Annotated in this window: 27 protein-coding genes and 1 riboswitch; of the genes, 24 read left to right on the top strand and 3 right to left on the bottom strand. The window is 48.1% G+C overall.

The window, feature by feature from the left end; translation table 11 throughout:
• Positions 1-22: 22 nt before the first annotated feature.
• From KNO90_RS06425 to KNO90_RS06410, 4 genes are all read left to right on the top strand, one after another.
• Positions 23-535, top strand: a complete 513-nt coding sequence (locus tag KNO90_RS06425) for a GNAT family N-acetyltransferase (protein WP_214780197.1) — start codon at positions 23-25, stop codon at positions 533-535.
• Positions 536-601: 66 nt separating this feature from the next.
• Positions 602-940 (top strand): zinc ribbon domain-containing protein YjdM, encoded by a 339-nt coding sequence (locus KNO90_RS06420; RefSeq protein ID WP_214742285.1) that lies wholly within the window; start codon positions 602-604, stop codon positions 938-940.
• A gap of 116 nt (positions 941-1,056) precedes the next feature.
• Complete coding sequence (locus tag KNO90_RS06415) at positions 1,057-1,443, top strand: hypothetical protein (RefSeq protein ID WP_215113256.1); 387 nt, start codon at positions 1,057-1,059, stop codon at positions 1,441-1,443.
• A gap of 90 nt (positions 1,444-1,533) precedes the next feature.
• A complete protein-coding gene (locus tag KNO90_RS06410) occupies positions 1,534-1,716 on the top strand; it encodes a DUF6440 family protein (RefSeq protein ID WP_215113255.1) in 183 nt (60 codons plus the stop codon).
• A 66-nt stretch (positions 1,717-1,782) separates the two neighbouring features.
• Here KNO90_RS06410 and KNO90_RS06405 read toward each other — a convergent pair whose 3' ends face one another.
• Positions 1,783-3,240 (bottom strand): aldehyde dehydrogenase family protein, encoded by a 1,458-nt coding sequence (locus tag KNO90_RS06405; protein ID WP_215113254.1) that lies wholly within the window; start codon positions 3,238-3,240, stop codon positions 1,783-1,785.
• A 127-nt stretch (positions 3,241-3,367) separates the two neighbouring features.
• Between KNO90_RS06405 and KNO90_RS06400 the strand changes: the two genes are divergently transcribed.
• Together KNO90_RS06400 and KNO90_RS06395 are read left to right on the top strand one after the other, a co-directional pair.
• The gene (locus KNO90_RS06400; protein WP_215113253.1) at positions 3,368-3,742 is read left to right on the top strand and encodes a hypothetical protein; all 375 of its coding nucleotides are present in this window, start codon (positions 3,368-3,370) and stop codon (positions 3,740-3,742) included.
• Between the two features lie 69 nt (positions 3,743-3,811).
• Positions 3,812-4,489 carry a YjjG family noncanonical pyrimidine nucleotidase gene (locus KNO90_RS06395; protein WP_215113252.1) on the top strand — a complete coding sequence of 226 codons (678 nt, stop codon included), beginning with the start codon at positions 3,812-3,814 and terminating at the stop codon, positions 4,487-4,489.
• A 2-nt stretch (positions 4,490-4,491) separates the two neighbouring features.
• On the opposite strand, the gene KNO90_RS06390 is transcribed toward KNO90_RS06395, so the two are convergent.
• Positions 4,492-4,941, bottom strand: coding sequence for an NUDIX hydrolase (locus KNO90_RS06390; RefSeq protein ID WP_214742281.1), 450 nt, complete (start codon positions 4,939-4,941; stop codon positions 4,492-4,494).
• Between the two features lie 55 nt (positions 4,942-4,996).
• Between KNO90_RS06390 and KNO90_RS06385 the strand changes: the two genes are divergently transcribed.
• From KNO90_RS06385 to KNO90_RS06335, 11 genes are all read left to right on the top strand, one after another.
• Entirely contained in the window at positions 4,997-5,599 is a 603-nt protein-coding gene (locus KNO90_RS06385; RefSeq protein ID WP_214742280.1) for a pentapeptide repeat-containing protein, read from the top strand.
• Complete coding sequence (locus KNO90_RS06380) at positions 5,596-6,423, top strand: aminoglycoside 6-adenylyltransferase (protein WP_214742279.1); 828 nt, start codon at positions 5,596-5,598, stop codon at positions 6,421-6,423. The genes KNO90_RS06385 and KNO90_RS06380 overlap by 4 nt, the downstream gene beginning before the upstream one ends.
• A 50-nt stretch (positions 6,424-6,473) precedes the next feature.
• Entirely contained in the window at positions 6,474-6,626 is a 153-nt protein-coding gene (locus tag KNO90_RS06375; RefSeq protein WP_214742278.1) for a hypothetical protein, read from the top strand.
• A gap of 96 nt (positions 6,627-6,722) precedes the next feature.
• Positions 6,723-6,827: riboswitch (TPP riboswitch) on the top strand.
• An 88-nt stretch (positions 6,828-6,915) separates the two neighbouring features.
• The gene (tenA, locus tag KNO90_RS06370; RefSeq protein ID WP_031421962.1) at positions 6,916-7,590 is read left to right on the top strand and encodes a thiaminase II; all 675 of its coding nucleotides are present in this window, start codon (positions 6,916-6,918) and stop codon (positions 7,588-7,590) included.
• Positions 7,587-8,378: a hydroxyethylthiazole kinase gene (gene thiM / locus KNO90_RS06365; RefSeq protein WP_214742277.1), complete on the top strand. Its 792-nt coding sequence runs from the start codon at positions 7,587-7,589 to the stop codon at positions 8,376-8,378. Before tenA ends, thiM begins: the two co-directional genes overlap by 4 nt.
• Positions 8,375-9,214, top strand: coding sequence for a bifunctional hydroxymethylpyrimidine kinase/phosphomethylpyrimidine kinase (gene thiD, locus KNO90_RS06360; protein ID WP_214742276.1), 840 nt, complete (start codon positions 8,375-8,377; stop codon positions 9,212-9,214). The genes thiM and thiD overlap by 4 nt, the downstream gene beginning before the upstream one ends.
• Positions 9,183-9,824: a thiamine phosphate synthase gene (gene thiE, locus KNO90_RS06355; protein WP_214742275.1), complete on the top strand. Its 642-nt coding sequence runs from the start codon at positions 9,183-9,185 to the stop codon at positions 9,822-9,824. Before thiD ends, thiE begins: the two co-directional genes overlap by 32 nt.
• A gap of 24 nt (positions 9,825-9,848) precedes the next feature.
• Positions 9,849-10,487: an SDR family oxidoreductase gene (locus KNO90_RS06350; RefSeq protein WP_214742274.1), complete on the top strand. Its 639-nt coding sequence runs from the start codon at positions 9,849-9,851 to the stop codon at positions 10,485-10,487.
• A gap of 112 nt (positions 10,488-10,599) precedes the next feature.
• The gene (locus tag KNO90_RS06345) at positions 10,600-12,165 is read left to right on the top strand and encodes a diguanylate cyclase domain-containing protein (RefSeq protein WP_215113251.1); all 1,566 of its coding nucleotides are present in this window, start codon (positions 10,600-10,602) and stop codon (positions 12,163-12,165) included.
• A gap of 42 nt (positions 12,166-12,207) precedes the next feature.
• Positions 12,208-12,657, top strand: a complete 450-nt coding sequence (locus KNO90_RS06340) for an OsmC family protein (protein WP_214742272.1) — start codon at positions 12,208-12,210, stop codon at positions 12,655-12,657.
• Between the two features lie 64 nt (positions 12,658-12,721).
• Complete coding sequence (locus KNO90_RS06335) at positions 12,722-13,165, top strand: GNAT family N-acetyltransferase (RefSeq protein WP_215113250.1); 444 nt, start codon at positions 12,722-12,724, stop codon at positions 13,163-13,165.
• On the opposite strand, the gene KNO90_RS06330 is transcribed toward KNO90_RS06335, so the two are convergent.
• Positions 13,162-13,608, bottom strand: a complete 447-nt coding sequence (locus tag KNO90_RS06330; protein WP_214742270.1) for a DUF4385 domain-containing protein — start codon at positions 13,606-13,608, stop codon at positions 13,162-13,164. The two genes, KNO90_RS06335 and KNO90_RS06330, sit on opposite strands and share 4 nt — an antisense overlap.
• 75 nt (positions 13,609-13,683) lie before the next feature.
• On the opposite strand from KNO90_RS06330, the gene KNO90_RS06325 reads away from it, so the two are divergent.
• From KNO90_RS06325 to rbsB, 7 genes are all read left to right on the top strand, one after another.
• Positions 13,684-14,226: a GNAT family N-acetyltransferase gene (locus KNO90_RS06325; RefSeq protein ID WP_214742269.1), complete on the top strand. Its 543-nt coding sequence runs from the start codon at positions 13,684-13,686 to the stop codon at positions 14,224-14,226.
• Positions 14,227-14,333: 107 nt separating this feature from the next.
• Positions 14,334-15,311: a LacI family DNA-binding transcriptional regulator gene (locus KNO90_RS06320; protein ID WP_214742268.1), complete on the top strand. Its 978-nt coding sequence runs from the start codon at positions 14,334-14,336 to the stop codon at positions 15,309-15,311.
• 3 nt (positions 15,312-15,314) lie between these two features.
• Entirely contained in the window at positions 15,315-16,199 is an 885-nt protein-coding gene (gene rbsK / locus KNO90_RS06315; RefSeq protein ID WP_214742267.1) for a ribokinase, read from the top strand.
• Entirely contained in the window at positions 16,199-16,588 is a 390-nt protein-coding gene (gene rbsD, locus KNO90_RS06310) for a D-ribose pyranase (protein WP_214742266.1), read from the top strand. Before rbsK ends, rbsD begins: the two co-directional genes overlap by 1 nt.
• A gap of 11 nt (positions 16,589-16,599) precedes the next feature.
• Positions 16,600-18,078 (top strand): sugar ABC transporter ATP-binding protein, encoded by a 1,479-nt coding sequence (locus KNO90_RS06305; RefSeq protein ID WP_214742265.1) that lies wholly within the window; start codon positions 16,600-16,602, stop codon positions 18,076-18,078.
• A 1-nt stretch (position 18,079) separates the two neighbouring features.
• Positions 18,080-19,045 carry an ABC transporter permease subunit gene (locus KNO90_RS06300; RefSeq protein WP_214742264.1) on the top strand — a complete coding sequence of 322 codons (966 nt, stop codon included), beginning with the start codon at positions 18,080-18,082 and terminating at the stop codon, positions 19,043-19,045.
• 22 nt (positions 19,046-19,067) lie between these two features.
• Entirely contained in the window at positions 19,068-19,979 is a 912-nt protein-coding gene (gene rbsB / locus KNO90_RS06295; protein WP_214742263.1) for a ribose ABC transporter substrate-binding protein RbsB, read from the top strand.
• Positions 19,980-20,117: the final 138 nt, after the last annotated feature.

The raw sequence follows: 20,117 nt of genomic DNA, 5'->3' as shown, positions 1-20,117 counted from the left end.
AAAACGAAAAGGTGGTATGGGGATGATTCGCAATTGTCGACGAGATGATCTTCAAATGATTTTACATATTTACAATGATGCGATTGTAAACAGTACGGCCGTCTATCACTATCAACCGGTGACGCTCGAGAATCGAGTGGCATGGTATGAAGAGAAAAAAGAGCAAGACTGTCCGATCATCGTGTGGGTCGAGGATGACGTGGTCATGGGGTTTGCGACGTTCGGGCCATTCCGCCCGTGGCCAGCGTATCACTACACGGTCGAGCATTCCGTATACGTGCATCCCGGTTACCGCGGGAAAGGAATTGGCAACAAACTGTTAAAAGAAATTATCCGTATTGCCGAAGCGAGAGGAATGAAAACGGTGATTGGTGGAATCGACGCGTCGAACGTGACGAGTATTCGTGCGCATGAAAAAGTCGGATTCGTACATTCAGGAACGATTCGAAATGCCGGATATAAGTTTGGCAAATGGCTCGATTTATCGTTTTATCAACTTGATTTAGAAGGTCCTGCATCGCCTACAGAAGAATGAACGGTCTAGAAAGACTGAGCTACCATACGATATACTGGAACGAGTGAATCGAATGGAGGAAATGGAATGACTGAGTATCCGAATTGCCCAAAATGCCAATCATCTTATGTATACGAGGATGGACCGTTGCTCGTATGCCCGGAATGTGCCTATGAATGGTCACCGAGCGAGGCGGCAGAAGCGGAAGCGGCTTCACAAATCAAAGATTCGAACGGAAACCCACTTCAAGACGGAGACACCGTCACCGTGATTAAGGATTTGAAAGTGAAAGGGACCTCGCTTGTCGTCAAACAAGGAACGAAAGTGAAAGGGATTCGACTCGTGGAAGGTGACCATGACATCGATTGTAAAATCGACGGTCTAGGTGCGATGAAGTTGAAGTCGGAGTTTGTGAAGAAAATCTAACATAAAGTCAAATTGTTGACGAATGAGGTCGTATAATGCGGCCTCATTCGTCTTTTTTTGTAAATCGTGGCTTATGATAATATGTAAGCGTCTTTAAAATGTAAAGGAGGGAGAACATGTTATTGAAGAAAATGATTACCTTCCTCAGTGTGATTTCGTTATCTATATTAATGGGATGTGGTCAACAAGAACGAGAGCTTGTTGTTGGCAATTATACTGATGAACAAACGATTGTGTACGCTGAAAATAGAGTGACGGATGAAGAAAAGATTGAGAGTTTCAAAACGATGATTGAAGCAAGTACAATCACAAACGAACGTCCAAAAGGGCTTCCTCAATATGTAGTGACCATCAATAACCCAAAGGAATCCACGATGGAATTGATGGTGAACTTTTGGGAAAATGACAACAACGAGTTCGTTTTTTCAAAAGGTATGGATAGTAACGAATATTTTAAAATTGCTGAAGAACATATCAAGGATGTAAATGAACTCTTAGAATGATTGAAATGGTGAAAAATGGTATATATTTCGTGTAGGTATGAGATGATTGTGAAGGCATTCTAAATCGAAAAAGAGGGGGGAAGGTATGTCGTGGGACAACGATTCATATTGAAGTCGAAACAGCATATGAGTGGCGGGATCATTAAAATTGTCGTGGATCAGTATACGGGCGTGCATTACATCATGACTAGTGGTTTAGGATTGAGTGGAATGACACCTCTCCTAGATGAACATGGAAAAGTAGTCATTGAGAAGCCGAAATCGACTTCGTGAAATCGTGAAATAAAGAATTCATATAAAAAACCAGGCTTGTCTGCCTGGTTTTTTATATGAACCGTATTATGAGAAGAATGGTTTATACTCGCGACGTTCATGCATGATTGATACCCATTGAAGCGTCGTGAACTCTTCGAGTACCCATTCACCGTTGAAACGTCCGAGACCAGAGTTTTTCTCGCCCCCGAACGGCATGTGTGGTTCATCATTGACCGATTGGTCGTTGACGTGAATCATGCCGGTTTCGACTTTCTGTGCAAAATTGGTCGCGCGGTAAACCGATCCGTGAACGGCACCACTCAATCCATATGGTAACTCATTCGAGAGACGGAGCGCCTCCTCGTCATCTTTAAAGGAGAGAATGACAGCTACCGGGCCAAAGATTTCATTTTTCGCGAGTGGCATGTCATTCGTGACGCCACTGACGACGGTCGGTTCGAGGACGTTGCCGTCGGCTGTTCCGCCGGTATGGACGGTAGCGCCGGCATCGACTGTCTTCTCGATTTGCTCTAAAATGCGGTCGATTTGGTCGTGATCGATGAGCGGACCGACTTGCGTGTCTTTTTCGTTCGGATTCCCTGCTTTCAACTGTTTAACCCGTTCGACATAACGTTCCACGAACTCATCATGAATCGATTCAGCAACGAGGATTCGGTTCGTCGACATGCAAATTTGTCCTTGATGATAGAACTTGCTGTAGACGGCTGATTCCACGGCTCGGTCGAGGTCGGCATCATCGAGCACGACGAACACGTTATTTCCACCGAGTTCAAGTGCCGTTTTCTTCAATAAGCGACCAGCTTTCTCTGCGATTCCTTGCCCGACTTCAGTCGAACCTGTGAATGAGATAAGACGTGGGATTGGATGTTCGACAATGGCGTCCCCGATTTCAGACCCTCGTCCGACGACGACATTGAGTATACCTTTTGGAAGCCCGGCTTCCTCAAAGAGTGATGCGAACAGAAGACCACCTGTGACCGGTGTCGCTGTAGCTGGTTTGACGACGACCGCATTCCCGGTCGCGAGAGCCGTCACGATTGAACGAACAGCCAAATGGAACGGGAAATTCCAAGGACTGATGATTCCGATGACCCCGAGTGGTTTACGATAAACCCGGTTCTCTTTGTTCGGCACGACCGAAGGTTTGATGAGTCCGTCCATACGGAATGGGAATGTCGCGGCTTCTTTGATGATAGCCATCGATGCAGCAAATTCGCCTTCTGCTTTAATACGTGTACTACCGGATTCCTTCACAAGCCAATCGACAATAAAGTCTTTATTGTCCATCGTGATCTGAGCAAACTTCTCAATCAATTCACGTCGCGCCTGGGGGACCATGTCAGCCCATTCCGCCTGAGCCTCTTTGGCTGCTTCGTAGGCACGGTTTAAATCATTTTCATCTGCTGATTGAATCGAGAAGAGAGTCTCGTTCGAGAATGGATTGACGTTGTCGATTGACTTTTCACTTGATCCGTTGACCCACTCACCATTGATGTACATGTTCGTAAAATCTGTATGCATATTGGAACACTCCTTTATTTTTTCTTCACCATAAGAAGTATTCACTTCTTTTAGAAAAATAAACATCACAATGTATGAGATTTGGTAAGCTAGAATCAAAGAAGTTGAACTTATTTAGGAGAAGACAATGAAGACATGCTGCGTTGGTCTATTCTTTTTAATCCCTTGGGCATTTTTTGTGGCGGCTATGGATTATGTATGGGGGTTTCCGTTTGGATACGTGATTGTACCGATTGTCATTTGGTGGGTAACGAAACGAGCGTTGAGGTATATACGAATGCGTTTTGTTCTACTTTCATTGATCGGGTCTTATGGTTTGTCGAGTTATTTAGCCTACTGGTTTGATAACGATTGGGGATACTTCTTCAAGCCATTAAATCTGATAGGGATTGTTCATATGTGGTCGGTCGTGGTATTGATTGGGACACTCGTGATTTTAATTTATCGTGGGGCTCAAAAGTCAAACGACCATACAATAGAAATTGAAAGGGGAGATCAGTGACATCTCCCTTTTTTGATGTTCGTTTCTACTTCCTGTACAGTTAGACGAAGAGAGGGGTTAGAAAGAAATATGAAATGTTATGAAGCGATTTTATTTGATATTGATGACACGCTATTAGACTTTAAACAAAGTGAACATGTCGCACTTGAGCAGTTACTTGCATCCTACAACGTCCGGATGACGGATGAAGTGAAAGCGCGCTATGTCGACATCAACACGGGTCTATGGCGCGCATTTGAGCGCGGCGAAGTGGACCGTGAGGAGGTACTCGTCGGTCGACATACGAAACTGTTCGATTCGCTCGGACTCACGGTCGACGGTTCGCAGGTCGAACAGCAATATCGTGACTATTTACATGCAGGTGTGCATATGGTTGATGGTGCTTTGGAGGTCGTGCAAAAGCTGAGCAACGACTATCCACTCTATATCGTCACAAACGGTGTGACGGAGACGCAATTCAAACGGTTAGAGTCATCTGGACTATTGCCGTACTTCCAAGATGTCTTCGTATCGGATGCGACCGGTTCGCAAAAACCGATGAAACCGTTCTTTGACTATGTCTTCGACCGAATCCCGAATATAGCGCCAGAGAAAGGTTTGATTATCGGTGACTCGGTCACGGCAGATATCGCCGGTGGGCGGATGTATGGGTTGGATACGTGCTGGTTCAATCCGAACGAAGTGGCCGCGACGATCGAGTCGACGTATGAGATTCAACATTTACATGAGTTGAAATCGCTACTCTAAGTTCAAGACGGATTGAGTGAATGAGCGGGCAAGCGATTTGGTAGTTGGGCAAGTACTTCTGGGTAGAGCGTGATGTCTTGAAGACGGTCAAGTTTTTGCCAACGATAGATGAGGTGGTCTCCTTCAGGTCCATAAAAGTCCCCGTCTTGGAGCGGGAGGTCACCATCTACATAAAAGTATAGTCCAATCTCATGGAACGGCTGGTCATTATAGGTAAACAAGTTCTCGTGCACGAATGCGAACTCGGTATCGGTCACACGCATATTCAGTTCTTCATGTAACTCGCGCGCGAGAGCCGTTGCGGCTTCTTCACCGAGCGTCACGCGACCACCAGGTAGTGCCCAAAAGTCATCCCGGACGTTTCGGTGAATCAATACGTGACCGTCCTTCACAAAAATACCAGCGACGCGGTAATTGAAGACGCCCTGTTCTGTCGGAAATACGAGATCCATCTATATCACTTCCAATCTTTGTAATCTATTCTAGTATACCTGAAGGAGGGATATTATGTTTCAATCACATACGCACTATCGAGATGAAGATTTTCGAGACGTGACGCTCCGTGACGAAGAGCTGTCACATGTCACGTTCGAGAACTGTCGCTTCACATACATCGATGCGACGGAACTACAGACGGAGCGCTGTCAGTTCATCAACTGCGATTTCACGGATTCGAAATGGAATGCGTCCCGTCATGTCGGAAGTTCATTTTTAAACTGTCAGTTTCATGGTGCCAACTTGTTCACGAGTGAGTTTGAACAATGCAAAATGACCGGGTCATCTTTTGAGGAGAGTCAGTTCGAGGGCGTCCGTGTAACAGAAGGGGACTGGTCGTTCGTCAATCTTCGTCATGTGTCGCTCAAGAAAATGGATTGGTCCCACGTTCGTTTAGTCGAGGCGGACTTGTACGGAACGGACTTGACCGAGACGGTTTGGCATCAGGCCGATTTGTCACGGGCGACACTTCAACATGCGGTATGCCGCGGTGCCGACTTTAGAGGAGCAGTTGTCGATGGGGTTGATTTTTCGAACGTGACGTTACAACAAACAAAATTAGACGCGATGCAGGCGATTCAAGTCGCGCGCTCATTGGGGGCGATTGTAGAATGAAACAAGAACAAATCATTGAACAGTTGGTCGCGTTCGCAAAAGAAAATGACCAAATTCGAACGGTCGTCTTGAACGGCTCGCTCGTCAATCCGAGTACTCGACCTGATCTGTATCAAGATGTCGACCTTGCCTTTTATGTGAAAGACGTTCAAGCGGTTGCGGCCGATCGTTCTTGGATCGACATATTTGGAGAGATCTTGATCATGCAGACACCTGAAACGGCTGATTCCGAACGACATGTAACGTTTTTAGTGCAATATGTGGGCGGACATCGGATTGATTTGACGATTCGAAGTGTGGATCAACTTGAAGGGATGCTTGAAGCCGACTCGCTCAGTCAAATAATCTTTGACCGAGATCATCATTCGGTCGTCACGCCGTCAGACAGATCGTATCGCGTGAAACGTCCGTCTGCTGACGAGTATGCAGCGTGTTGGAATGAGTTTTGGTGGGTATCGCTTTATGTCATCAAAGGAATCAAGCGACATCAAGTGCTATACGCGCTCGACCACCTCGACATCATGCGAAATATGCTCCGTCAGATGATGGAATGGAACATCGGCTATGCGACGGACTTCTCCGTGAATCTTGGGAAATCGGGAGACGGGATGCGCGACCACTTGCCGGAAGAGTTATGGGAGATGCTCGGGGCGACATATGCTTCAGCTGAATTGAGTTCTATTGAAGACACGCATGGCCGATTGCAGTCGCTCTTCTTCTTTTGTGCGCAACGTGTCGCCGAACAAGGCGATTTCGTGTTCCGAGAAGAAGAAGCTAGACGCGTTCGTGCTGCATGTGCAACCCTTCGACATTCGAACGATTAATGACGGCGTGAGCCGGGAAACGCTCCTTATAGAGAAAGGAGCGTTTTTTCATGAATCCATATACGACATTTATTGCTCTACTTGTCGGAAGTCTTGTCCTCTTTGTCGGTATTCGATTAAAAAAATGGCCGATTATTTTGGTCTCAATGCTTCCCCTCGGTCTTGTCGCATTTAATATGTATTTACTGATTACGGGACGCTAGTGTATAAACCGGGGATTTGACGATTTGAGCGAGAAAAGGTTTGCAACGGATGAAAAGATTGATAGAATGTGGTCGAAGACGACTGAATTTCATAATGTTTGCCACTAGGGGAGTCGCGTCACGCGGCTGAGATGGACATGGTCCAGACCCTTTGAACCTGATCTAGTTCACGCTAGCGTAGGGAAGTGGGCGAAACGACTCATCTGGTTTCATCTAGATATGACTGTTCGAGACGCCGCTTCCGTTATGGGAGGCGGCGTCTTTTTGACTATCATAAGGGGGAATTTAGATGAAATTCACAGATCACTTACGTCAAGAGGCAGATGGATTGTTTGAAGCAAGCTTTCATCACCCGTTTGTCCGTTCACTCGGAGAAGGGACGCTCGATGAGAAGAAATTCAGACATTATGTCATGCAAGACTCGTATTATTTGAATCAGTTTTCAAAAGTACAGGCCAAAGGAGCAACCCTCGCACCGACGATGGAGTTATCGAGCCGCTTTTTAACGCATGCCTTACACACAATCGAAGCGGAACTCTCACTCCATCGAGAGTTCTTTACGATGCTTAACGTGACGGATGTCGAATTGGCGACTTTTGAACCGGCCCCGACCGCTTATGCGTATGCGCTCCATATGCAGCAGGCAGGACCGACACTCGGAGACGTATTGGCGTCGATTCTTCCATGCTACTGGGTGTATTACGAGATTGGCGAACGTCTGAAAGACAAGCGTCCGGACCATCCGATTTATTCGGCCTGGATTGCGACGTACGGTTCAGAGTGGTTCCGTGAATTGGTGGAAGAACAAATCGATCGATTGGATGAACTGGCTGGTCAGGCGACGGAGGAGGAGCGCGTACGTTATACGAAACTGTTCTTGAAGAGTTGCTATTACGAAGTCGCCTTTTGGGAAATGGCGTGGACGCTTGAGTCGTGGACCTTGTCGCAGGAGGTCAACCAATGAGACATGAGATTTGGAACGAGGTTCGACAACAGGCTCCGTTGATCCACAACATCACAAATACGGTCGTGGCGAATTTTTCAGCGAATGGACTACTCGCAATCGGCGCCTCGCCAGTGATGGCAGATGCAATTGAAGAAGTGGCAGAGATGACATTCGTAAGCGATGCGCTCGTGTTAAATATCGGGACGCTTGGAACGATGACCGAAGCGACAATGATTCGTGCAGGGCAGGCGGCGAATGAAGCCGGATGTCCGATTGTCCTCGACCCAGTCGGAGTCGGAGCGACGTCATTTCGACGAGATGTGGTCGAACGCATTTTGCGTCACGTTCGTGTGTCGGTCATTCGAGGAAATGCAGGAGAGATTGCGACATTGATTGGCGTTGATTGGGCGACTCGTGGTGTCGATGCGGGTGACGGGGCATGCGAGCCGCGACAGTTGGCGCTTGAAGCGGCGAAACGATACGGATGTGTCGTTGCCGTGACTGGCAAAGAAGATATGGTCAGTGACGGGAGTGTCGTCATGGAAATCCGCGGTGGGACGAAACGGATGACTGAGACGACCGGTACAGGGTGTTTACTCAGTGCGGTGGTCGGAGCTTGCCTAGCAGTCGAAAAGAATGCCCTCAAAGCGACAGTGACCGCCATGTCAGGCTATGCCTATTGCGGGGAGTTGGCGAGTGAACGGGCAGAAGGACCGGGAGACTTTCCGATTCACTTTTTAAATGCGCTCCATCAATTGACGCAACATGCCATCCCGACGAATCGAATCGAGGTGTCGACATCATGAGACCACAAGTGTTGACGATTGCAGGTTCTGACTCAGGAGGAGGGGCGGGTATTCAAGCCGATCTAAAAACGTTTCAAGAACTCGGGGTGTTCGGGACGAGCGTGATTACTGCCATCACTGCTCAAAATACACTTGGTGTTCATGGAATCGAAACGATTTCCTCGGAAATGATTACGAAGCAACTCGATGCGGTGGCAGACGATTTTCAGATTACGGCATGTAAAACCGGGATGTTGGTGGATGCAGAGCGGATTGAAGCGGTGGCGAATGCGCTTGAACGTCACCGTTTCGAGCATGTGGTGGTCGACCCTGTCATGGTGGCAAAAGGAGGCGCTTCCTTGTTACAAGAAAGTGCGGTCGAAGCACTGCGCACGAAGCTGCTACCACAGGCGACAGTCGTGACCCCGAATATTCCTGAAGCAGAAGTACTTGCTGGAATGACAATTCGAACCGAGGCAGACCGCATGAAAGCCGCGCAGGCGATTCAGCATCTCGGCGTCGATGTCGTCATTATTAAAGGTGGGCACACGGAAGAAGAGGATGCTGTTGATTTAATCATGACTGGAACTGAAGCGTTTCAAGTAAAGGCCCCTCGAATCCAGACGAAAGACACGCATGGGACAGGATGTACGTTCTCTGCCGCATTGACGGCTGAACTGGCATACGGGAAGACACTTCGTCAAGCTGTCGTAGATGCGAAACAATTTATCCATCAAGCCATCACGCATGGATTATCGCTCGGACAAGGTCATGGACCGACGAATCACTGGGGACATCGTTTAGCGAAAGAAGAGGTGATTACCGTTGACGTTCTATACGAAACAAGCACTCGCTGAGCAGCTCCGTCTTTACTTTGTTTGTGGGACGATGAATACAGACGATGTAGTGAAGACTCTAGAAACGGCACTTCGATGTGGTGTGACATGTTTTCAATTTCGCGAAAAAGGTAAAGATGCATTGTATGGAGATGAAAAAGAAGCGATGGCAAGGACGCTCCAACGTCTGTGTCGAGAAGCAGGTGTTCCGTTCATCGTCAATGACGACGTCGACTTGGCGCTCACGATTGACGCGGATGGCATCCATGTTGGACAGGATGACTTATCTGCTGAACGCGTTCGGGAACGACTAGGACCTGATAAATGGTTAGGGGTGTCTGTCCATACGATGGAGGAAGTCAGAACGGCTCTTCCGTTTGCGGATTATGTCGGCATCGGTCCGATTCATGAGACGCAAAGTAAGTTGGATGCGGGACATGTGCGTGGTACGGAACTGATTCAACAAGTTCGCCGACACTACCCACTGCTTCCGATTGTGGGGATCGGGGGCATTCGTCCAAAGCATGTCCCTGCTATTATGGCTGACGGGGCTGACGGCGTTGCCGTCATCTCTGCCATCGCTTCTGCACCGGATGTAGCAACGGCTACCCGGCGTTTCGCTTGTCTCTGAATTCATTTTTGAGGAGGAAGACAGATGAACGTATTTGTTATCGGTGCAAACGGTCAGATTGGTCACCAATTGGTGGAGAAGTTACACAAGGAAGGAAAGCACAGCGTCACGGCGATGGTGCGCAAAGAAGAACAACTAAATGACTTCAAGTCAAAAGGATACAACGCAGTACTCGGAGACCTCGAAGGCTCGGTTGAAGATTTGCAGAAGGCGATGGACGGAATGGATGCCGTCGTGTTCGCTGCAGGTTCTGGTGGAAGCACTGGGGCAGATAAGACCCTCTTGATTGACCTAGACGGTGCAGCGAAGAGTATTGAAGCCGCGCAAGCGAACGGGAACATCAAACACTTCGTCATGGTCAGCGCCTTGAAAGCAGAGGATCGCTCGGCTTGGCCAGATTCGATGAAACCGTACTATGTCGCGAAACATCATGCAGACCGCTTACTCGAACAGAGTGGTCTCACGTACACGATTGTTCGTCCGGGTGCATTGACGGACGATGCGGGTACGGGCAAAGTGAATACGAAGTTTGAGGGTAGCGGAGAGATTCCGCGTGAAGACGTGGCCTCATTCTTGGTGCACGTCCTTCATAATCATTCGCATGCGCAGAACAAAGCGATTGATTTAATTAAAGGGGATACCCCGATTGAAGAGACGTTGTAAGGTTTATTGAGTGAGAGACGGGATGTGAACCATCCCGTTTTTTGTCGCTTTCAAAAGGGAAAAGTACGCAGAATAACGAATAATAGAAGACGAACAGGTGAGGAGGTTCCACATGACCGAGATGTTTATTTATCTGGCGGTCTATTTGTTGCCGTCATTTTTACTCGGCTTTTTAGCACTCGATGTCTTTCAACGCAATCCGAATAAAGTGGAGCATCGGTTGCTGAGCCTGTTTGTGTTCGGTTATTCGATGCTCTTCTTGGCGGAGTTTGTCCGTCATCTTTCTCCAATCGAATATAGTCCAGCACTCATCGCCTATTGGTTTGGAAATGCAGGGATTCTGATTTTTATCTTTTCCGTGCACTTCATCTTGAACATCACAGGTGTTGGAGCGAAGGCACCGCGATGGATTTATCCATGGGCCGTTTACTTACCATTGATTCCGGTCATCCTGACATATATTCGTCGAGAAAATATCACGAACAGTCAACAGTTTGAACAGATCGGGATTTGGATTTACCCCGAGTTCAATTCATCTTATTTGATTACGTTGACGGTCGGGAATATTTTTCATTCTTTGATTATTGGTCTGATTTTTTATGCATTACGACGAACGGAACGAAGAGAACATCAGCGTGTATTGCGTATGCTATTTTGGACGGCGATTGTCATCTTGATATGGGATATCGTATTCGGTTATTTTCAATTCCGTGGTCTCATCCCGCCGTACTCTTATATGTATGGAGGACTCGTTTGGGCAGTCGCTTTGGTCATTGCGATGAACCGATTGGACTTTTTGACCTCTTATGTGAAACGCTACGGGACCTTATATAATTTGAACCCCTCAGCGATTTTACTGCTTGACCCGGACGGCAGAGTAGAGAGCGCCAATCCGGCCGCACGAACATTGTTCCATACGGTGCGTGTCATGAATGAACGTTTTATTGATTTATTGCCAGAAAAGAAAAAGACAGAGTGGATGGAGCACTACAGTCAACACTTTCGGACACGGAAAAAGTTTTTGGAGTTCGAAACGAAGATTATGACGAAATCCGGCCAAGAACGGTATGTCGTCATTGATGGGGACTTCGTCGATATCGACCGCACGATTCACGGGATGATCATCATTCGGGATGTTCACTCGTTTAAAGAAGCCGAGCAAACAATCCGTTTCTTCGCTTATCATGACCCGCTCACAAAATTAGCGAATCGGCGTGCGTTTTATGAGCGTGCGGACCATGCGTTGCTTGATTCCGCTAGATTGTCTTTGCTGATTATTGATTTAGATGGCTTCAAGGCGGTTAACGACACGTATGGTCATCAGATCGGGGATCATTTCTTAACACACTTAGGTGGCCTGTTAGAGACGTCGACACGAGACGTCGGATTGGCCTCTCGAGTTGGCGGGGACGAATTTTATATTTATTTATTGGATTTAACGGAATCGGAAGTGCGCGACTTTATTCATAAACTTCAGATGACATTGAATCAGAACCCATATCAAACGTCGGATGTGACGATTCCAATCCGAGCAAGTATTGGGGTCAGTCACGCCCCAGAACAAGGGACGGATTTAGATACGTTGATTCATAAAGCGGACCAGGCGATGTATCAAATCAAGCAGGATGGAAAAAATGACTATGCCATCTACGATGATGCGTTACATGGTCCGAAATAACGGGAAGAAAGTAGTGGTTGATTTTTGAAAGGAGGATGACATATGTCTGATAGACCGTTAGTGACAATGCGTGCCGAGGGAGAAGCGGGAGGCGTCAAGACGACTGTACGTGTAGGCGAGCACACCCCATTTATCGTAGATGAGCCGGAACGACTCGGTGGAACGAATAAGGGACCGAATCCACTCGAGTATCTTCTCGGTGCCCAATCGTCTTGTACAACCATTATGATTGCCTATGCCGCTCAGGATTTAAACTTCGAGTACGAAGGAGTCGAATTTGTGACGGAAGGAACGCTCGATCCACGAGGGTTCCAAGGGATGGAAGGTGTCCGAACATATTTTGAGTCGACGCATATGAAAGTTGTGTTGGATACGACCGAATCGGATGAACGGATTGAAGCATTAAGAAAGGCTGTCGAGGCACGCTGTCCGATTCATAATTTGATGCACGCAGCAGACGTGGCGATGACGGCAGAGTGGACTCGAAAATAAGGATGAGGGCGACCTCATCTTTTTTACATACTGAAATGAGTAAGCAAGTAAGGAGAGAAAAATAGTGAATCACCGACCGATGACGCGTGAATGGGCAGGTCAAATTCAAGAATGGACGTACGGAGCTCCTTATGACTTCTATAATCAACCGCCTTCTGAAGAGGGCATCGCCGAGTTGATGACGTATCAGGCGATTGTAGCGGAGCATGAGCTGATTGGATTTTATTGCATCGGTGTTGCTGCACAAGTACCCAATTCGACATATCTATATTCTTCAGATTTCACGGACATCGGATTGGGGCTACGACCTGATTTGACGGGACAAGGATATGGAAAATCGTTTGTAACATACATCGTGGAGAGAGCGATGGAACGAAGAAAACCGCTTCGTTTGACCGTCGCCTCTTTTAACGAACGAGCGATTCATCTATACGAAACGGTTGGATTTCGTACCATCACATCATTTGAGCGAAATGAGGTTCCGTTCCAAGTGATGGTGCGCGATTAACCATATTTTTTTTGATGTGCCTTTTTACGTCGCAAATAATCCTCATCGGCACGGAGTTGATCCCAATATGTTTTAAAGATACGGGCAGATTCTGCCTTCTCTTCGTCGATTTCGCGCTCGTGAATGTCACCATCTTCTTTATATTTACGACCGCCTTTATAATTGGCATAGCGCCGGGCCCGTGTATACCCCATTTGGATGAACTTTCGAGCCATGTCCATCCCGACGAAATCATCGTTCGCACGATACGCTTCAAACAATTCCATGATTTCTTCGGCAGATTGTTTCGCAATCTCAGGCGTCTTGAATCGCCAATGGGGCAAAATCTCACTTTTATACGGCTCAACGAGTAGTACTCCTTGTTCGCCACGGCCGACCCGGTACAGTTCCGGTTGTTGTCGGAAGTCGATTTCATCGAAGTTTAAGTCATAATCAAATGGCATGTTCATTCCTCCTCGCCTAACGTTTTCCCATTAGGTCGGGGAAAGAAACAACTTGAAGGAAAAGGATGGGTTAGTATGATCAAGATGGAGACAGAACGATTGATCTTAAGAGCATTTACGCTAGAAGACGCAGAAGATATGTACCATTATGCAAAAGATGATCGAGTCGGACCGATGGCCGGTTGGGCACCTCATGAATCGATTGACGAAACGAGGGACGTCATTCAACTGTTTATCGAGGAAAAAGACGTGTGGGCAATCGTCTTGAAAGAGACCGGGCAAGTGATCGGTAGCATCGGGTTACATGATCGAAGACCGGACTCGTCGATTCAACATGATGCACAGCGTGAGATCGGTTATGTGCTCAGCCCCGATTATTGGGGAAATGGTTACGCGCCAGAAGCCGTTCAGGCGATGATTCGATTCGGATTTGAAGCGTTAGGACTGGAGCGAATCTGGTGTGGCTATTTTAGCTTCAATGACCAATCGCGACGCGTCGTTGAGAAATGTGGGTTCACTTATGCGTTCACGAAAACGCAAGAATTGACCCGACTCGATGGACGAACGGTAGAAAACCTCGTCCATGTCCAACTAAATCCGACGTTTTCTACACATTGAAGCACTGTTTCAATGTGTTTTTCTATGAAATCATAAAAAACTATTGATATGTAACCGGTTACACATTAAGATGGTTTTGTAAGCGTTTCCAGAACGGAGGATGTCAAATGGCGACCATCAAACAAGTAGCAAAACATGCGAATGTCTCAGTGGCGACCGTATCACGCGTCATGAACAAAAGCGGATATGTGAGCGAAGAGGCGAAAGAAGCAGTCGAAAAGGCGATTTCGGAACTGAACTACGCACCGAACCGAGTCGCGCGTTCACTTTATAAAAAATCGTCGAATTTGATTGGACTCATCATGCCAGACATCACAAACCCGTTCTTTCCACAGCTGGCTCGGGCAATTGAAGATGTCGCCAATCAGCATGGGTATCAAGTCGTCTTATGTAACACGGACGAACAACTGGAAAAAGAACAGACGTATTTAGTCGCCTTGCAAACGATGCATGTCGACGGTTTGATTATCACGACGAATCATTCGCACAATCCGAATTATGAAACGTTGAATTTACCGATGGTCGCACTTGACCGAATCGTCAAAGCGGGAATCGATGCGGTTATATCGGACGGATACGAGGGCGGAAAATTGGCGGCCAACACGTTGATACAGCGTGGGGCGATGCGACTTGCACATATTGCCGGACCCGATCATCTTAAAACGGTTCAGCGTCGAACCGAAGGATTTGTCGAGGTGGCCGGCGATCGACTCGTCGGGATGACCGAGTCCGCGTTCGCATTTAAAGATGCATTGAAAGCATCCCAAGAGCTATTCGACCATGCTTGGCCGTTTGATGGCATCTTCGCAGCGAACGATGTGATTGCAGCCGCGGTGTTGCAGGAAGCCGTCCGTCGGAACATTCGTGTCCCGGAAGAACTACAGGTCATCGGATATGACGGAATCGAGCTAGGCGAGATGACGTCCCCGCCACTGACGACCATCGTGCAACCCATCTATGAGATGGGTCGAGTCGCGACCGAGCGATTGCTAGATTTGATTGAGAAGAAAGATACACGACCAAAAGAGATGTTATTACCAGTCGCATTGTTAGAGAGACAAACGACAAAGCGGAAGGAGAGATAAAGAATGAAACGCATTGTTGTCATTGGCAGTATATCGATGGACCTTGTCGTCACGTCCGACAAACGTCCGCAAGCAGGGGAAACCGTCATCGGCGAGTCGTTCCGTACCGTTCCAGGGGGGAAAGGTGCGAACCAGGCAGTCGCTGCTTCTAAATTAGGGAGTGCAGTTCAGATGGTCGGTTGTGTAGGGGACGACCCGTTCGGTCAACAGGTTGTTGAAAATTTTAAACAGCATGGCGTCGATGTTTCGCACGTTCAGGTCGTACCGAATGAAGTGACGGGTACAGCCCATATCGTATTGGCTGAAGAAGATAATTCAATTGTCGTCGTCCAATCGGCGAACAAGCAAGTCATTTTCACGGAAGAGGAACTGGATCATCTTTTCGATGAGCAGTCGTTCGTACTCTTACAGCTCGAGATTCCAATCGAGACCGTTCGACAAGTGACCGCTTACTGCAAAAAGAAAGGAATCCCAGTACTATTGAATCCGGCTCCGTCTCAATCGCTCCCGTTAGAAGTGATTGAAGACGTCACGTACTTGACGCCGAACGAACATGAATGCCGGGATTTATTTAAGGGGTTATCCGTGGATGATGTTCTCAAACGATATCCGAACAAGTTACTCGTCACGGAAGGCGTTCGTGGTGTCCGATTCCATGATGGACAAGAAGTGCGGCATGTGCCAGCCATCCGAGCGAACGTCGTCGACACAACAGGAGCTGGTGACACGTTCAACGGTGCGCTCGCTGTCTCCCTCATCGAGCAAGAGGATTTAGAGACGGCCGTACGGTTTGCCGTAGTCGCGTCCGGTATGAGTGTCGAAGGGTTTGGCGCACAAGGTGGTATGCCGACACGAGAAGATGTACAACAACGATTGGAGCGCGTGTAATGAAAAAACATGGGATTTTAAACAGTCATTTAGCAAAAATCTTTGCCGATCTCGGACATACAGACCGTGTTGTCATCGCCGATTGTGGGCTACCGATTCCAGACGGTGTGAAGCGGGTCGATCTTAGCCTTCGCATCGGAGAACCTTCCTTTCTAGAAGTGCTCGATGTCGTCGAATCGGATTTAGTCGTCGAGCGCATCACGATTGCCGAGGAAATCATCGCGCATAATCCGACGATTGCAGATTCACTGAAAGAACGATACACGAGTATCGATATGTGTTCGCATGAAGACTTCAAACGAGAGGTCGCACAAGCAAAAGTGGTCATTCGAACTGGGGAAGCGACACCTTACGCCAACGTCATTTTACACGCCGGGGTCATTTTTTAAGGGGGGATTCGATGCATATTCAGTTGAAAGGCATCCATAAGTCGTTCGGTCCGGTCTCCGTCTTGAAAGGGGTCGATTTTGAACTGTTACCTGGAGAGATTCATGCACTCATGGGCGAGAACGGGGCTGGGAAGTCGACATTGATGAAGGTGATGACGGGTCTTCATGCGCAGGATGAAGGAGAGATTCTCATCGATGGGAAGAAACGTCAATTCAAGCACCCAAAAGAAGCGGAGCAAGAAGGCATCGCCTTCATCCATCAGGAGCTCAATATCTTACCGGAGATGACGGTGACGGAAAACTTATTTCTAGGTCGAGAACTGACAGGACCGTTCGGGATGGTCAAGCAACAGGAGATGACTAGACGAGCTCGAGAATACTTGGCGGAACTGAACGTGTTTATGGATGTCGATGAAGTAGCGCGCAACTTATCTGTCGGTCAACAACAGATGATTGAGATTGCCAAGGCACTCATGACGGATGCGAAAGTCATCGTCATGGATGAACCGACTGCCGCCTTGACGGACCGCGAAATTCAGGCGCTCTTCGCCGTCTCACGGGCGTTGCGGGACCAAGGTGTGTCCATCATCTATATTTCACACCGGATGGAAGAGATTTTTGACTTATGCGACCGGATCACGGTCCTCCGGGACGGACAATCCATTTCGACTCGTACGATTCAAGACACCTCATTTGAGGAAACGGTACGCGATATGGTCGGTCGCGAGATCGGGGAACGCTATCCGACGCGTGCCTCTAAACTAGGGGACGTCGTACTCGAAGTAGATGATTTAATCGGTAACCGGTTCCACAACGTATCATTCAACGTTCGTGCCGGAGAAATCGTTGGATTCTCCGGATTGATGGGAGCGGGACGGACCGAGGTGATGCGTGCTTTGTTCGGGGCGGACACCCACAAAGGGGGAGTCATCAAACTGAACGGGAAACCGATTCGAATCAAGACTCCGGCCGACGCCATCAAACACGGGATCGCCTTTTTAACAGAAGACCGAAAAGGAGAGGGCTTGCTTCTCGACTTTTCCCTAAGAGAAAACTTGTCACTTCCGACACTCGATAAACGATCGAAAGGGGCCGTCATCTCGAAACAACAAGAAGCAACATTCGCCGAGACATACTTACAAAAATTGCGGGTCAAACATCATTCGATGGAGCAGAAAGTGAAGTCGCTGTCTGGTGGGAATCAACAGAAGATTGTGCTCGGTAAATGGTTAGGTGTTGAACCGGACGTTTTGATTTTGGATGAACCGACTCGAGGCGTCGACGTTGGTGCCAAGAAAGAGATTTATAACATCATGAGCGACCTCGCGGAATCGGGAGTCGCCATCATCATGGTCTCTTCTGATTTACCAGAAGTGCTCGGGATGAGTGATCGAATTGTCGTCATGCGGGAAGGTGTCGTGACCGGAACGCTAACGAAAGAAGAGGCGACACAAGAAAAAGTAATGACGTATGCGACAGGAGGGCAATGATATGGAATTGAAAGCAACAACTTCGCTGAAGCGCCCGGGTCGACTCGGATGGGGACAAAAGTTAGGACCGTTGTTTGGTCTACTCGTCATCATCGTCGTCGTGACGGCGCTCGAACCAGGCTTTTTATCATTAAATAATATCTTCAACGTACTGCGACAAGTATCGATCAATGCCTTGATCGCTTTCGGGATGACGTTTGTCATCTTGACAGGGGGCATCGATTTATCGGTCGGGTCGATTCTAGCGCTCGCTTCTGCACTAGTGGCAGGCATGATGGTGGATGGGCAACATGCGATTATGGCCGTTGCACTCGGTCTGATTGCGGGAGCCGTTCTCGGAGCGTTCAACGGCGCAGTCATCACGTACGGAAAAGTGGCACCGTTCATCGCAACATTGGCCACGATGACCATTTATCGCGGATTGACGCTCGTCTATACGGACGGAAGACCGATCACAGGTCTCGGAAATTCAGGTTGGTTTGAGATGCTCGGCCGTGGTTACTTCTGGATCATTCCGGTGCCGGCATTGACGATGCTACTCGCATTCGGTGTCCTGTATTTCATCTTGAAGAAGACGACATTCGGTCGTCACACGTACGCAATCGGTGGAAATGAAGAAGCGGCTAAATTGATGGGGATTGGCGTCAATAAAGTCAAAATCATGATTTATTCGTTATCCGGGATGCTTGCGGCACTCGCTGGTATCATTTTGACGTCACGTCTCAATTCCGCACAACCGACAGCAGGAACGTCGTATGAACTCGATGCCATCGCAGCCGTCGTTCTCGGGGGAACGAGCCTTGCGGGTGGTCGCGGCTGGATTGTCGGGACGTTGATCGGGGCGTTGATCATCGGAACATTAAATAACGGATTGAACCTTCTCGGCGTATCATCATTCTTCCAACTCGTCGTAAAAGGTGCAGTTATATTGTTTGCAGTATTGCTTGATCGTCGACAAAACGCGTAACACGCGAAAGGGGAAACGGAACATGAAAAAATGGACAGCTTGGCTACTCGCACTGACAATGGTATTGATGGCAGCATGCTCGACTGAACAACCGGGGTCAACATCAGAAACGGAAACGAAAGATGGGGATTATGAGATTGGCTTATCGATTTCGACACTGAATAACCCGTTCTTCGTCGCATTGAAAGAAGGCGCAGAAGAACAGGCGAAAGAAATGGATGCGACGTTGACTGTAGCGGATGCGCAAAATGATGCTGCGAAGCAAGTGAACGACGTGGAAGACATGATTCAAAAGGGTATGGATTTGATTCTCATTAACCCAACCGATTCAGAAGCGGTCGGTGCGGCTGTACAAGCAGCGAACGATGCCGGGATTCCCGTCATCACGGTAGACCGTAACGCTGAAACAGGTGACGTCGTCGCACACGTGGCATCAGACAATGTTGCGGGTGGCCAATTGGCAGGTGACTACATGGTCGAACTCGTAGGCGAAGGGCAAAAAGTCGTCGAGCTCGAGGGGATTCCTGGAGCTTCTGCGACACGTGATCGCGGACAAGGATTCAACGAAGCCATCGATGGAAAATTAGAAGTCGTGGCAAAACAATCGGCAAACTTCGACCGTGCAGAAGGGTTGACGGTCATGGAGAATATTTTGCAAGACAATAAAGACATCGTCGCTGTATTCGCACATAACGATGAGATGGCGCTCGGTGCTGTTCAAGCGCTCGAAGCGGCTGGTATGAGCGATGTCAAAGTCATCGGATTTGATGCGACAGACGATGCGGTCAAAGCGGTTGAGGATGGAACGATGGCTGCAACGGTTGCGCAAAAACCGACTGAGATTGGTAAGTTGGGTGTGGAAGCGGCCATCAACCACCTGAAAGGTGAAACGGTGGAAGAAAACATCCCGGTCGAACTCGAATTAATCAAATAAGGAAGATGAAACCTCACGGTGCCTCGATTTCGGGTAGGGCTCGTGAGGTTTTTCATTGTTCACATATCCCGCTTCGGAAATTGGATAGAAACTCCCTTTTAAAGGGTATATCTAGGTAAAATACAGGAAGGGGGAGTC

The organism is Exiguobacterium sp. s63 (assembly GCF_018617335.1).
Classification (GTDB): Bacteria; Bacillota; Bacilli; order Exiguobacteriales; family Exiguobacteriaceae; genus Exiguobacterium.
The sequence above is the reverse complement of the archived record's forward strand: the minus strand, read 5'-3'. Positions and strand labels throughout refer to the sequence as shown.